General features: G+C 52.0%; 17 protein-coding genes and 1 tRNA gene. 12 read left to right on the top strand and 6 right to left on the bottom strand.

The features are described from left to right. Positions 1 to 160 precede the first annotated feature (160 nt). Both CIK74_RS00550 and CIK74_RS00545 read right to left on the bottom strand, forming a co-directional pair. Positions 161 to 421: a GlsB/YeaQ/YmgE family stress response membrane protein gene (locus CIK74_RS00550; protein WP_096253762.1), complete on the bottom strand. Its 261-nt coding sequence runs from the start codon at positions 419 to 421 to the stop codon at positions 161 to 163. Positions 422 to 1,106: 685 nt separating this feature from the next. Further along, positions 1,107 to 1,502, bottom strand: coding sequence for a tetratricopeptide repeat protein (locus CIK74_RS00545; RefSeq protein ID WP_096253761.1), 396 nt, complete (start codon positions 1,500 to 1,502; stop codon positions 1,107 to 1,109). Between CIK74_RS00545 and CIK74_RS00540 the strand changes: the two genes are divergently transcribed. Beyond that, on the top strand, positions 1,496 to 1,720 hold the full coding sequence (locus CIK74_RS00540; RefSeq protein WP_096253760.1) for a hypothetical protein: 225 nt from the start codon (positions 1,496 to 1,498) through the stop codon (positions 1,718 to 1,720). The genes CIK74_RS00545 and CIK74_RS00540 overlap by 7 nt on opposite strands. Before the next feature lie 270 nt (positions 1,721 to 1,990). Beyond that, positions 1,991 to 2,212 carry a hypothetical protein gene (locus tag CIK74_RS18395; protein WP_141392817.1) on the top strand — a complete coding sequence of 74 codons (222 nt, stop codon included), beginning with the start codon at positions 1,991 to 1,993 and terminating at the stop codon, positions 2,210 to 2,212. Positions 2,213 to 2,545: 333 nt separating this feature from the next. On the opposite strand, the gene CIK74_RS00535 is transcribed toward CIK74_RS18395, so the two are convergent. Further along, complete coding sequence (locus tag CIK74_RS00535) at positions 2,546 to 2,722, bottom strand: hypothetical protein (protein ID WP_205738215.1); 177 nt, start codon at positions 2,720 to 2,722, stop codon at positions 2,546 to 2,548. 74 nt (positions 2,723 to 2,796) lie between these two features. Here CIK74_RS00535 and CIK74_RS00530 point away from each other — a divergent pair, with 74 nt between their 5' ends. From CIK74_RS00530 to CIK74_RS00475, 10 genes are all read left to right on the top strand, one after another. After that, on the top strand, positions 2,797 to 3,033 hold the full coding sequence (locus tag CIK74_RS00530; RefSeq protein WP_096253758.1) for a hypothetical protein: 237 nt from the start codon (positions 2,797 to 2,799) through the stop codon (positions 3,031 to 3,033). Between the two features lie 42 nt (positions 3,034 to 3,075). Continuing rightward, entirely contained in the window at positions 3,076 to 3,276 is a 201-nt protein-coding gene (locus CIK74_RS00525) for a hypothetical protein (protein ID WP_096253757.1), read from the top strand. Beyond that, a complete protein-coding gene (locus CIK74_RS00520; RefSeq protein WP_096253756.1) occupies positions 3,276 to 3,737 on the top strand; it encodes a hypothetical protein in 462 nt (153 codons plus the stop codon). The genes CIK74_RS00525 and CIK74_RS00520 overlap by 1 nt, the downstream gene beginning before the upstream one ends. 211 nt (positions 3,738 to 3,948) lie before the next feature. After that, entirely contained in the window at positions 3,949 to 4,179 is a 231-nt protein-coding gene (locus tag CIK74_RS00510) for a hypothetical protein (RefSeq protein ID WP_096253754.1), read from the top strand. A 251-nt stretch (positions 4,180 to 4,430) separates the two neighbouring features. Continuing rightward, entirely contained in the window at positions 4,431 to 5,801 is a 1,371-nt protein-coding gene (locus tag CIK74_RS00505) for a PIN domain-containing protein (protein ID WP_141392815.1), read from the top strand. Positions 5,802 to 6,728: 927 nt separating this feature from the next. After that, entirely contained in the window at positions 6,729 to 7,109 is a 381-nt protein-coding gene (locus CIK74_RS00495) for a hypothetical protein (protein ID WP_141392814.1), read from the top strand. A gap of 331 nt (positions 7,110 to 7,440) precedes the next feature. Continuing rightward, positions 7,441 to 8,139 carry a hypothetical protein gene (locus CIK74_RS00490; RefSeq protein WP_096253750.1) on the top strand — a complete coding sequence of 233 codons (699 nt, stop codon included), beginning with the start codon at positions 7,441 to 7,443 and terminating at the stop codon, positions 8,137 to 8,139. 249 nt (positions 8,140 to 8,388) lie between these two features. Then, on the top strand, positions 8,389 to 9,114 hold the full coding sequence (locus tag CIK74_RS00485; RefSeq protein WP_205738214.1) for a DUF6602 domain-containing protein: 726 nt from the start codon (positions 8,389 to 8,391) through the stop codon (positions 9,112 to 9,114). A 278-nt stretch (positions 9,115 to 9,392) separates the two neighbouring features. Next, positions 9,393 to 9,875: a hypothetical protein gene (locus CIK74_RS00480; protein WP_096253748.1), complete on the top strand. Its 483-nt coding sequence runs from the start codon at positions 9,393 to 9,395 to the stop codon at positions 9,873 to 9,875. 520 nt (positions 9,876 to 10,395) lie between these two features. Continuing rightward, a complete protein-coding gene (locus CIK74_RS00475; RefSeq protein ID WP_343251911.1) occupies positions 10,396 to 10,761 on the top strand; it encodes a DNA cytosine methyltransferase in 366 nt (121 codons plus the stop codon). 350 nt (positions 10,762 to 11,111) lie between these two features. Here CIK74_RS00475 and CIK74_RS00465 read toward each other — a convergent pair whose 3' ends face one another. The 3 genes from CIK74_RS00465 to CIK74_RS00455 all read right to left on the bottom strand — a co-directional run bounded on the left by CIK74_RS00465 (position 11,112) and on the right by CIK74_RS00455 (position 13,892). Further along, a complete protein-coding gene (locus CIK74_RS00465) occupies positions 11,112 to 11,624 on the bottom strand; it encodes a hypothetical protein (protein WP_096253746.1) in 513 nt (170 codons plus the stop codon). Between the two features lie 1,313 nt (positions 11,625 to 12,937). Further along, positions 12,938 to 13,021 (bottom strand) — tRNA-Leu (locus CIK74_RS00460). A 229-nt stretch (positions 13,022 to 13,250) separates the two neighbouring features. Then, on the bottom strand, positions 13,251 to 13,892 hold the full coding sequence (locus CIK74_RS00455; RefSeq protein WP_096253745.1) for an NAD(P)-binding domain-containing protein: 642 nt from the start codon (positions 13,890 to 13,892) through the stop codon (positions 13,251 to 13,253). Positions 13,893 to 13,998: the final 106 nt, after the last annotated feature.

Below are 13,998 nucleotides of genomic sequence, written 5' to 3'. Positions count from 1 at the left end.
GCTCGTTACGACCAGATGCCGCCAAGGGGCGATCCGTCCGGGGTGCAGATCAAAGCCAGTAGAACTCGCCGATTCATTGAGGGTTCGTGAGATTCGGCGTTATCTTAAAACGAAGATGGCCTCGCTCCGTGTAGGAGCGAGGCCATCTTCGTTTGCGCTATTACGCCTTCTTGCGAGTCAAGAATCCCCAAATAATGAGAACAATCAACGAACCGCCGATGGCCAGCAACCAAGTCTTGATGTCCCAGAACGAACTGATATCCACGCTAAACAACGCGGAACCGATCCAGCCACCGACAATGGCACCAACCACACCAAGCACCAACGTAGCGATCCAGCCGCCACCCTGGTTACCTGGCTTGATTGCCTTAGCAATCGCACCGGCAATAAGACCTAAAACAATCCAACCAATGAATCCCATGACTATACCTCTTTCAAGTTAAGTGACTTCGTTTAGCATCTGGATTGAGATGCACTCGAAGTGCAATACCGGCGGGTAGCATCGATTGCTAATCGAGAACTGTGCAGATCCTGTCCACGACTTTGAGTTAGTCAGGATTCAATAAATTAGGCACGATACGCATAGCTTCACTAGCGGCTTCCGCTCTTGGTTCGAACGCGTATAAAGACGCAAGATGCCAAGTCAGCTGATAATTAAATCGTTTTAATCAAAAGTGTGAGCAGATAGTTCGTTTAGGTGAATGGAAGTGTATTTTACGTATCGCAGAGAGTGAAATCACACTGTTCGAGTAGCGAATGCAAGGTTAGATCTGGAGGGCGCGGAACTTTAGAGAAGTAATTGAAAGCAGCATGGTCCCGGCAAACAATGAGGACTTCAGTCAATTAGCACTCGGAATTTCCAGACTGCCTATCCGCATAAAATACGGTCGAAGTGGCGCTGAACTTCTTGCCGGTTAGAGGGAGCGGAATTCCCTGCGTGCGCGAAAGGGGACTTGAACCGGCATTTTTCCTTGTCATACCGGCTTTGACTCTACTTCTTTGTTGTTTACTCGCCGTAACCGTGTGGTTCCTTTGCTCTTTGTTGCGGTTCGTGTTGACGCGGTCAACATGCCGTTTACAGGGTCAAAGGTCCATTCTTCGTACCTCTAGTCCGGCAATTCTGGTGGTGATCTTCTCCCGCTGGCCGGCTGCATAGCCAACCTGTCTGCTGGCCAAGCGTCCAACCATCGGCGCAGCGCCCGGATAGCATCGTCATGGCTACCAAGTTTTATGTAGATCGAGGCGAGCTTCTCCGCGTAATAAGGTTGCGGCTCCCTAGTGTCGTACTGCTCCAGCGTGTGCATGAGCTCGGTGATCTCTTCGAGGAGTGCAATCATCTCGTCGTACCGTTTGTCGGTTTCCAATTCGATGAGGACTTGGACATGATCACCCAGGTCTTTTCCGTGGAGCTTTCGAAGCGCCCAGACGTGCTGCATGTTGATCGCGTCGATCAGACGCTGGATCTTGTCAGGAAGTGGCGGATGGTTTTCGTCTAATGTCATGCCGCATTAGCGTTGACAAATTCACGGACAACGGCGACTACCGCGCCCTTCTGTCCCTTAGTCAGCTTTTCAGCACCGAGGGGCAGCTGCAAGGAGCCAGCACCGAACGCAGACTCACCTTCAAAGAATCCAGCCACCGGTACAAATTGGACGGCGACCCGGTTACCGGCGTAACCACCCTCATCGGCGGAGGCGTACCAGAACCAGCACTCATCTGATGGGACGGAACCGTCGTAGCCAGATGAGCGCTCGACCCGGAAAACGCTGGATGCCTTGCAGGACTTCGAGTAAACGGCACAGGGGAGAAGGACTGCCCTTCCCTTAAATTCCTGCAGCTACTCCCAAACCGTGAACGAGACGACGCCGCACGACGAGGCACCGCCGTCCACGACTGCGCAGAACACATCAATATCACCGGCACACATCAATATCACCGGCGAAGCGGACGTGCCGGAAGACCTCGAAGGCTACCTAGACTTCCTCGACACGTGGCAGATCAACCCAGTACTCGCCGAAGTGATCGTCGGCTGTCGAGAGCACGCACCAACGACGTGGAGTTAGTTCTCACCCGGCTGCACGCCTTCACCAACGCTATTGAACGTAAGGTCCGCGATCTTCTCACCGGCGAACAACTCGACCCCGACACCCTCAACATCACCGCCGACACCACTATCTACCGGGTCACCTTCGAAGCCAAGGACACACCATGAGCGGCCCGGTCGTGAAGTATGAGACCGCGCCCACTCTGATCTTCAAAGAACCGTATTGCAGCGCGCGCCTCGCCGATTCCGAAATGTAAGACGGCAATTGGGAATGCCCGAGATGCGGCACCCTATGGGGCGGTAACCAGTTCGATGAACCGGGGGAGCTCTACGAAGAATGGGCCGGTGATGACAACGAGGGAGAGCCCCGCACCCACGCAGACGGGTATTTGCCCACACAGTAAGAGTAAGAAAACCCCAAACCGAGCATCTGGGGCGACTTCGGCAAGCAGCTCGGCGAGGCACTAGGAGGTGGGGAACGTGGCTGAGACAGCGCGTGGGTTAGTCACCGTCGTCTAGCTCAATCACGCTAGCGACAAGGACCGCCTCAACATCAGTCCCCGTGATCTCCCCAACCCGAGCACGAGCCAAATACGCAGCTTCCTCAACGGTCTGAACCTCCAACGAAGCACTAGGCACCGTCGGAACAGTGACAGCGTAAACATCCCGCTCACTCAAGTACCGAACCTCAATATCAATGTCCATGAGCAAAGTATCACCCCACCCAGGGCGCGAATCAAGAATGGAAAAACATGAGTAGCCTACCCGGCAACCCGTATGGCACCGCGTCCAATATTAGCCCACATGAGGGTGAGCGCGACGGTGATTGGGTAATTGCGCAAGCCACCCTCGCCCTGGCATACGAGCAGCGGACTATCGCACTAATCGCGTTCGCTCAGCTATGCGTCACCATCGACGGCACAGGCGTAAACCTACATAGCGAACTAGGGCAGATCAACGCACGCCTAGGGCTAGGAAACACCAAATGAGTTACATATTCGACCCGAGACCCGGTCAAGACCGCAGAGCAGATGAAAGCACGTCGCATCCCTACGGTGGACGAACTACGCGACTTCCTCAGCTCCGCACTACTCGATGACGGATACGGATTCAGCGTTACCGAAACCGATCGGGACGGGCTCGGCGTAGTGGAAATCGCCGGCAAAACCAACGACGGCTTACGGTTCGCAGCAACCATCCAAATTACTACTATCTACGAGGCAGACTTCTAATGACCACTAACCAGGCCCCGCTAAACACGGACGCGGTCACTCGTGCCTCCAAAGCGCCCATGGACTGGATCGACGCGAATGGCGTAAACGTCAATGGCGCGACACCCGCGATGGTCGCTCAAGTCGCATTAGAAGCCGCCGCCCAGCGGGTACCGACCATTGTTGATTACGCGGTGGCGACAGCTAAGGCGGTGGGTGTTGATCCTGTGATGGTTGCCGACCACCAGCAAAGCCTCCACAGCGAGGAAAACGCCGCCCACAAGATAGTGAACAGCGTGGAGGTAATCCCGGCTAAGATGCGGATGCACGCATGGGAGGGCGGAGAGTTCGAAGTTGGGGAAATCCCAGAAGGTCACGTGCTCGTCGGATTCGAAATGGTGGCCGGCCGCGCATGGTCTATGGCTGACATGGTGACCATCCGAACGCCCGGAGGTGCCAGATGCCTAAGTCCAATCGGCTAATCCGCATCCGATCCTTTGGATACACCAGGTGCGTGCCAGGTTTCCACGCCGAATCGACCCGTACGTTGACCATGTTCAAGCGCAGGGTCACAGAACCCTACGACAGCGTTGACTATGCATCCGAGCCAAAGCCCGAAAAGAACAAGGACTTAGGCTTACAGCCTGATTCACGTTTCATCGGCAAACCACTACTGCACCGAGGGGGCAAGCAGTGAGCGGCCATCAGTCCGAGGAGATTCTTGCGAAGTTCCACGAAGCTGTGACCGTTGCTGCGGAGTACGTTGTCACTTCCGAGGGGCACATCCGCGAGCTCTACGACGAAGCGCAAGCAAAGGGCTGCGGTTTGCTCGTCCACGAAGGGAAAACCGGCACACTCCAAATCAACGCCGTTGCTATGCCAGGCGAACTGATCATCATCAACCCGGAGTGGAACCGTGACTGATCAAGCTCGTTTCACGCCGACCGTCGAGCATTGCTTCCTCCAATGGCGCAGTAAAAGCCCGTCACGGCAATGGAGTCCCAATCCGCACACGGCAGCCCAATATGGGCGGATCGCATCAGGGGCCACCCCTGAACTCGCAACGGAAGGTGTGCCCTACCTAGCTCCAAGCGATGACCGTCCAATAGTGAAAATTAGTCTCTGACAGAGTCACATTGTGTGTTCAGCAGCCTATCGATGGTTTAATTCGACCCATGACACAGAGTGAAGAAACGCCACAAAACACAGACTTAAGAACAAGATTCCGCGACTATTACGAACGCTCAAAGGAGGTCCGAGACAGTCTAATCGAAAGTGCTGCTTTCGTCCTCGACGCAAATGTCCTTCTTAACTTCTATCGCATATCTAAGACCAGCAGAGATTCGCTCTTCAAGATATTGGAAGGAAATAAAGAACGACTATGGATGCCGTTTCAAATTGCTACGGAGCTTCATAATAACTGCGATTCAGTGCGTGCTGAACAAACCAAGAAGCACACCGATCGAATTGGAAAGATCGACGATTTCATCAAAGTCGTTTCAACCAATGAGCACAGATCAAGGCTGGAACAAACAGATGAACAGACTCAAGCGATAGCCGCAGTAACCAGATGGAGCGAGAGTCTGAAAAATGAACTGACTTCGATTCGTGAAGAAATTCATCACCAGAAGATGGATGAAGTACTTGAACGTATAGCTGGCCTTTACGGTGCCTCTGTGGGGCCCGAGCCCACAGAGCCTGAGCTTGAAGCACTTGTGGCCGTTGCTGGAGAGCGCTTCAAAAATAAAATCCCGCCTGGTTATGGTGACAGCGGTAAGACCAATGAAAACAGCAGCGGCGATTACATTTTCTGGGCTCAAACTATGAAGTATGCGAAGGAAAATGGTAGTGACGTCATTCTTGTTACCGACGACAGCAAGGAAGATTGGCGGATCAAGACAAACGGGAAGGCACTGCGCCCCAGGCCTGAACTAATAATGGAGTTTGAACGTGAGACTGGCCAGCGAATCGTAATTTTGAATAGTGACAACTTTTTCTACCACGTAACCGCGAACGATGGCCGGGCGGGAAGTGAAGAAGCGCGAATGGACCTGGTCGCAGCAGTGAATGACTCGGAGGATTCTACGCTATCGAAGCGTAAGCTAAACGACAATGGACGTTGGCAAGTTCCACGCGGGTGGGACAAACCACTGACTTCTATCGATTATTCCTCAACTGCGAGAGGTAAGAGATTCCTTGAAAGAATGCACCGTGACGACGTGCAACCTTTATCTTCGAGTGTCTCTTCCGGAGGCCGTGCACGGGGCGAACAGAATATAATTGACGCCTACGATCAAATGGAATTGATTGTCAATGAAAGACTCGATATTGAGGCATTGACAAACGAGCTACGCGCTAAGCTCAAGAACTACAAGAGAGAATATGCTCAAGCAAGAGCAAAGGGCAATGTGCAAGAAGCAGAATCGATAGAGTTCGCAATTGAATCCATATCTGAGCGAATCGATATCTACGTTACAGAAGACGAACGTTTGTTGTCACTTTTCGACTTCTTGCAGCGTGAAGTTCGAAGGGACACATCCGACTAAAATTAATGCGTCCTATTTCAGATAAACAACACCTCGACCAACCTCTCCTGCCGTTTAACCACGGTCGAGCGCAGCAACCAGTTATCTGCCAACATCTGCGGTTGACGCGAACTCATCGTCAGATGCAACGACGTAGTACCCATCATCGGCACACCCACACCAACAGGACTAAACCTACACAAACCAGTCACCGATCAGAACCAATCGGATAAGAGCATGGAACTTAGCGCATGGTTGCCGTCGGCAGTGGCTTTGCTTGTTGGTATTGGTTCAGCAGTCTTGACAAACGTCTATTCAAAGGAACGAGAAAAATGTGACGCGAATCAGAAAAGGTTCGATGCATTAGTAGGATACGAGCGGAGTCGCACGGATTGGAGTCTTTTTTCATTACTCAAATATGGGGCCGGGGGCGAGAAGTCACCCTAAAGCCTAGTGCGCAAGAATTGAAGGAATCGTGGGCAGTAGCCTATCCGTACTTGGAAGAATTCAAGGGTCACAAACACTGGGGGAGGCTTATCTCTCCGTACTACGAAGAGACGCCTGGCGCTTTTCCTTATGAACCGATGGAATTCTATGATCTTGCGTCTGAGTCAGTCGCGGAGCACATCCGGAAGCATCCCAAGAAGCCTGCTGGTTACCCGTACCTGGAAGATAGCAACGACCAATGACCTGTTTAGTTTGTGAATACTCAGTACCGAGCGGATTGCATCTTTGCTCCCTCGAGTATGGAAGGGGTGCGGACCTGCTCTCGCCCACAGGCATCAAAACCATAAGATGAACCAGACATGACCTCGACATGGGCGAACATTCTCCCTGCATTTGGCTCGCAGATTAAGTAGAGCGCCCGCCGTTCAATAAGCATGGAAATCTGTGTAAGTAAATTCTTGGAAGCGTCTAGAAACCGGGCTGTATGCGAAGATGTTCGATATGAATACTGGGGAAATTGTAATTGTGTTGCTTGGTGGATCGCTTATTGGCGCACTTCTAACATATCTGACGGCGACTCGCGATTTGGCGCTTCGACGACGGATGCAGACAATCGACATCTTCCTGAGAGTAGCCGCGCGAGCGCACGGTTACGCTGACGAGCGGGGGCCAGTGGGTCTCGGCGAACAAGTAGCGGCAATTTACTTGATGGCCGATCTTGCAAATCGAGACAAGTGGTTGCGCAAAGCGGGGATCGGCCACCTGGGCGAAGTCTTGAAATGGTCAAGCAAGTCTGAATCGGCAGGCCAAGAGCGGATTGTGACCGCAGTGAAATCTGCTCTACAGATGATTGAAAAGAACCGGGTTACTGGTGAGTATTAACCGTTTCATTTGAAAACGAAAAGGGCATCAGTGCGAGCGTCGCGAATTTCAGGCGTGGAGAGCTGGCGTAGCGACCGCGCTGGATCACTCGATATTAAATCCAGAAGGAATCACCCAACGGATAGAACAACTCGGCAGGCGTCCTTGGATTAGCCCCTACCCAAAAGAATCCAATGGGTGCTAACGAAAAAGAACCGGGTGCAAGCCTTCCCCTCCGGCTAATGGGATAGGCAAGAGCACCCCAGGCAGCGACGATGACAAACTGCTCATCAACGCCATATCCGGTGTGGCTCAAACGCCACAGTAAGGCAAACCACGAGAGACTGGTGGCATGATTATTGATCTCTGGAATCAAACGCCTCAAGAAATCCAAGCCGCGTTTCTAGTTCTCACTGGAACAATACTAGCGACCCTAATTTCAACGCGAACGGCCAAAGCGAACGCCAAAGAAGAAAGAATTACAGAAATACGTCACCTAGTATCACTGGCAACAGACCGCGCCAATGCAATGGGGGTCCTAACAAGACAGACGCTCAACATGCTGATGCTCAAAGAAGAGCAAGGTATTCATGAAGAACAAATTGAAAGCGTCTTAAAAGAGGCAAATGACGCAGGAATTGCAGCCATGCAGCATCTAATGCGATTGAGCGTAATCAGTGATTCAAGTGTTGGGAGGGCAGGCAGATTGCTTTATAGAGATGTGGTGTCTTTTAAAAGTAAATACGTATATTTGGGAAAGCCTGGGCAATGGGCGGATTTAGATGAACTAGAGGCAGACTGTTGGACGTTGAATGATCACATCAGCATCGTTGCCAATATGGTGGTTCCTAGGAAGTATGAACGAATTTCGCGGTTTCGTTCGCTCAAAGGCGCAGAGCGTTTACTTAAGCGCGAACGGAAACTGCAGCAGAAGGATATCAAGCGAGGTTTGCTAATACCCCACGATGAAAACCCACAATCGCTAAAACACAAAGTTGGCGACATTGATGGGGACGCCGAATCCAAGGAAGACGCATCAAACCGGTCTTAGTTAGAGCATCAAACCCCGTGATCAAGGACAAGCGATCGATGAACCTGCCAAAATCATGGCTACCAACTGGCCCATTATCCCTAGACGAATTTGAAGCAGGCTAAGTTGACGACCGACTCCGTGTCCGTGCAGAACAGATCATAGGCCATGAGTAACAATGACTTTCGCGACGCCGCTGCTAGCTATCATCATTAGATGACTAAACTACCTGCATTGATGTCAATTGCTTCTAAGGAACTTCAATTCTCCTTGGAAAAGACACGATTGGCCGTTGAACACAATCTTTCCAGTGGACAGGCATTGGAAGAGGCGGTGCGCGTCTTCTTGCGGAAGCATCTTCATAAAGGCCTCGGCGTAACTCAAGGCCAGGTGATCGATACTGCGGGCAACACGTCTAAGCAACTAGACGTGATCGTTTACGATGCGCAGACAACGCCAATGCTCTTCACCAGCGAGGAGCAAGGGCATCAGCTCGTACCGATTGAAGGTGTTATCGGCATAGTTGAAGTTAAATCCAGTGTTTCTGCATCGACGCTGCCTGGAATAATCGAGAATATGAAGAGCGTCAAGAGCTTGGAGAAGTCTGCTTTTCATGCACCTTCAGAATCAGAGATAATTTATAACACGTACAATATGTACGGAAAAGAGCTACGGCATTTCCCGGTGATCTATTCGCTCTTTGCGTTTGAATCTTCTCAATTCGAAAATCTAGTTCCTGCCTTTCAACAGCTGAATGATGTTTTGCCTGCCTCACAGAGAATTGACAACACCTGCTTGTTGGACAAAGGTGTGATCGCCAACATGACCCTGGATGAGCGATTGGACGCTATCCCAGGTCCGGAAACCGTCTCGCTTGGACTACCGACTGAGCATGCTTTAGTCACGTGGTATATCTTCATTCAGCGTTTATATTCGCAGGCTGGTACAAAGCCGATAAATATGCAGGCATATCTTGGTTCTGATTTCTACTTTTAAGGTGTGGAGAAAATGAATTGTCTTGTTTGGCGCAAAGCCGCAGAGTCTAAATCCGCACACCGAAATGCAAGGTAGGCATGGCGATCGCAGAACAGTTTGAATGTCACCCTGCCGGGGCAAACGCCGCCAAAGAGAGCGCGGTCTATTGTGTCGGAACTGCCCCGGACAACTACCTCGTTCTAGGTGACGTAGCCACTTGGGTGACCGCGTTTGGCACACTACTTCTCTTCGGTGGGGCATGATTGGCTTGGCGCGCAGCTTCTAGAACCCTTCGCCAAATGGAGAAGGAAAGCGCAGATGTTCAGAAACGGCATGACGAAACGATACAGCTACAGAATGATGTTGAGTCCGATCGCATTAGAAACGGCGCTCTTTTTGAACTTCTCGGGATTTATGCCGAGCTCGACTCGACTGCAGGTTCCAATAGGGACGCGGTACTCGGCGTTTCCCATAGGCTCAAAGTTTCTGAGCAGCGATTCGCAATGGTGAATGTGTTCCCCAACTATCCGATAGGTCTCTCTGCCTATCATGATGCGTTACTCGGCGTCGCTTACTCTTCGTGCGATCCCAGCTACCGAGAGAATGGTGCGTTCGCCACCTATCGGCGTATCTCAGGCGCGAAACAGAGAGCATTCAGGGAGTTCTATGTTGGGACATTAGAACCAGAAGACCTAGTGAAACATCTTCGGGGCATCGTAGAGTCGATGGTTCACAAGGAACCGTATTTTTACCCGCAACATATTATCGACGATTACGTGTAGGGACGAATAAATACCGCTGAACAGTTTGAATGTTTAATCCCTACTCCGAACGCGCTGAATGAAGGTGTCCTTTACTGCTCAACGAACGCGACCAATGCCGTGGATATTGGGTAGCTGCTGGAGCTGCTGGAGTTGTCGGTTCTGCCGTTGCAGCCGTTGGTCTGGGAATCTGGTCTGTTCTTGACAGCCGCAAATCTCACAAAAGGGCAGATCATGCCGAACGCCGTGCAGAACACATGGCGAGACAAGAAAGACTTCTGGAACTTTCGCAATCTATCAATTCTCTAATCAAGGAGATGCGATCAGTTGATGAATCTGTGATTACGGCTCAAACAAGTGAACTGTACTGGGCGGTTTCCGATTTCCGCGCGCATGTTTCGAAACTTGGGAGTGTGGAGGCGCGCATAGGCGAAGAGATAGTAGACCTCGCCGGGCAACTTAACTATGCGATCTCAGAAATGTTGTCCTCTAATGACGCAGGTGGTCGGAAACCGACTGTTGTTGAAAAATTAGCGTACCGGTGGAGAGCGGGTCATCAGGCGCAACCTACCCCAGCGTTTACGGGCGCATGTCGTGGGATAAAGCTAGCCCAACGATTACAACGCAAAGTTTCGGATACGGAAATGGCCGTTTTGGGCACCCTGAGCAGGACCGAGCTATTTCGCTTCGCGAAGCGGCCATACTGCTAACTTTTCCACCTAGATACAAATTTGTAGAACCTGACGAACGTGTTCGCTTTAGCGTGCTCGGGCGACTTATCGGTAATGCTGTTCCGGTGCGACTCGGTGAAGTTGTGGGGGAGACTATGATCGTGCATGCTAATGGCATCATTGCGGCTGGAGGCTTGATCAATGCCGAGCATATTATGAGCGACCGTTCGGACTAAACATCACAGTCATCTTCAATCTTTGACTGATTCACCGACTAAGCCATCCTCTAGTGCCTTGTGAATCGTTAGGGTCTTCCAAGCCTTAGATTCCATGAGGAACAAGTAATCTAAAATTTTGAAGTGCAACAGTTTCTCCTGATACGCAGACAAAGTAGCTTGGTCATAGTTGTAATGGATGAAGAAACCATTTACCACCATCGAATAGTTGTGAATCGCTCCCGGAATCGATGCCACTCTAGTGAGCCCAACTTCTCCTGCCTCCACTGCGGAGGCATCCACCTCGGCCACCCAGGAGAATACGACCGCCAACAACACGCCGAATGGAGCCAGGCCCTGCTGTCTACGAGCTAGCCTTCCTCCCCCTGAGGCAGCCCAAACATGTTTTTCACTGGAGCTGCCGCAATGGCTTTGATGACGTCATAAGAGGCAGACTCACTCGTGGTTTGAGCAAATCGCAATGCAATATTGAGTAGCTTGAATTTAAGATCAGGCGTCTTTTCCGCCCAGACGGCTTGAAGAAGTAATGCTGTGATCTGATCTAGGGTTCGCTGAACATGACGAGAATTATGATCGTTGTCAGGATCCAGAAGAGTGGACAGTTGATTCAACAGGTCTGATAGTCGCGTGCGTATGGCTTTTGGGAGATCTGTGCATTCGTCGCTGGCGGCGCTTGCTTCAGCGAGAAGACCGAGTAATTGTTCACGTTCGTTGGAATCACGCTCGTGGGCCTGAGGAATTCGTGCAGCGATTAAATACCCTAAGGTTTCCAAGTGAACGATGTCATCTTCAGCGATTCTTACTTTATTACTTCCCGCTGACCAGGCTACTTCAGGCAGAATGATGAACCGCCAGATTCTCACAAGCAGAGAATCATACGGTGAACGCGATATCCCGTGCTCTTGCAACGTATTGAGTAAGAAATCAAGCTCAATTGTGAGGTCGGCGACATTTTGAGTATTGCGCCACGCGCCAGCTGCAAGGCCATTAGCGTCTGTTCCTCGGACGCTGTAAAAGGTTTTGTCACTTGGACCCTTATTCCATGTTCGGAAAATGGCGGCAAGTTCAGTGGCTGCATTTAAGGGGAGCCCTCATCTCTAGTGGTTGATAACTGAAGCTTATCAATCACATATGAGCGACGCCTTCTATTGAGGAAAGCCTGGTTCCCACAAGGGGGCCGGGCTTTCACTCACTCTGTGGGGTATGGCGAACAACGAGACGACAGCACCAGTGGCGAATGTTAAAGAGGCTGGCAACCCAGGCGGTATCATCACGACCAAACAAGGATCCCGCACGGTCACCGTCGTGGATCCATTGGAGCGCAACCGTTAGCTTGCTTTCCCGAACAGCATCGCCGTGTACTATCGGGTACGCGCCGACGCGCAAGTAGAGTCCGTCCTTAACGCGATCAGCCTGCCGATCATCTCCGCCCAATGGGATCTAAAAGTGGAAGGCGTGGACGATAACGTCATCGCACTGGTCCGCACCGAACTCGGCCTACCCGAGCCCTGCAACGCCAAGTCCGGACGGCACGCCGCCAAGGCATCCCATGGCTCGAACACCTCGAGCAAGTCCTCACGATGGTGTGCGCCGGCTTCATGTACTTCGGCCAGGTCTACGAAATCGCGCCAGCACGCCCGGATCAAACTTACATCGGGCTCTCTGAGCCTATTCACCTGCGCAAACTCGCCACACGACTTCCGCCGAGAGAGTGCAGGATGTGGTTTTCCCACATTCTGATGTAGACCATTTTGGTTGCCGACTCAATGCCAGTTAGCTCGCCCAGGTACCGTTCGATTATCGTATTGACGATAGGGGATTCGGCTTCGATTCCTGCGACGGCTTAGTTAGGGAGACCGAAGGGCTGGCCATAGGCGTCGAGTAGCCGTTTGTGAAGGTCTGCTTCACTATCGGAGTCTGTGGTGAAGCTGGTCGGCTTTTGGTTTCGGAGTCGCGCCAGATGATTTTGTGGGCGATGTTGCCGTCAGCGCGAGTGAGTACGCGGATTGACGCCATGGGAGTTTTTTTATCAAGTTGTCGCTGCGTGGATAGTGCCGGGACATTACCGGGCTGGTTAGGCCGTCGTGGTGTCAACGCTTGTCAGCAGGTTGGTCGTTCCTGTCAACGGGGATGCAAAAATCCCCGGCTGACAATGTCAACCGGGGATTTCCCTGCGTGCGCGAAAGGGGACTTGAACCCCCACCCCCTTGCGAGGACTAGCACCTCAAGCTAGCGCGTCTACCTATTCCGCCACCCGCGCAGGTCATGCGTTGTCTGCGTTGTTATCGCTGGCAACGAAGTAAAACTCTACCACCAGATATTCATGAACTCCAATTCGGCGAGCTTAGGCAGGTGACCTAAGAGTTTTCCCGGAATTCTGCGGGAAAATCGGTGTTGAGTAGTGCTTTCGAACCACAAATCGAGTTTTCAGTGGCAAGCGTCACAAGATAAAGCTGTTTGAATACGTCGAACTATCGAAGCCCTGAGTACTAGCGGTCGTGTAGCAGGGCACGCAACTGTGCGGCGCTTAATACCTGATTGAAAATTTCACCTTCTGGTTCCATTAAGCGGCCCTCGGCTAACCCGCGGAGTATTACCGGGGCAAAACCCAGTGTACGGACTAGGCGTGCCGTTAGAGTAGCGTCAGGCCGATGATCTGAGGCCACCGCTAGGGCGCGTTGTTGCCCTTGCCTGGAGGAGCTGTCCGAATCTAGATCCCAGTGGCTGATGTGGTTCAGCGCTTTGACGACCCGTGAGCCACCGAAGTGCTGAGCGATAACTTCCGAGCTGGAAAGCCCCGCAGCTTGTCCGTTCTCCAACCAATCGGGCAGAGGCATTTCCTCCCAACGGTTTGTCGCATCGATGAGCGTCAGGCCGTTCACCGATTCCGGGTCAACCTCATCGAGGTCATCTTGAGGCACCATCAGCACTACGAGTTGGACATCCGCACCGATTTCTTCGGCTGGCACGGCGGTGGCCTGCGGCGCATACTGCGCCAGGTGATATTTCATCTGACTCGGTGACCGAGAAGAGGCAATGTTCATCGGTATCCCCACCGTTGCCGCCGCGCGGGCCAACGCGGTGCCTGCCCGTCCGGCGCCTAGGATGCCTATGCGCGAAGTGAAAGGCATGGAGTCTTCCTGCGCTGTGCTTAGATTTTCATCCTCAGTATTCATTGCCTTCAGCGTATCCGGTGCTACTTAGGATGCGAACAAAAAAGAGGCCTTCGTCCCGAGC

Source organism: Glutamicibacter sp. BW77, assembly GCF_002332285.1.
GTDB classification, from domain to species: domain Bacteria; phylum Actinomycetota; class Actinomycetes; order Actinomycetales; family Micrococcaceae; genus Glutamicibacter; species Glutamicibacter bergerei.
This window is presented reverse-complemented; position numbering and strand designations above follow the sequence as displayed.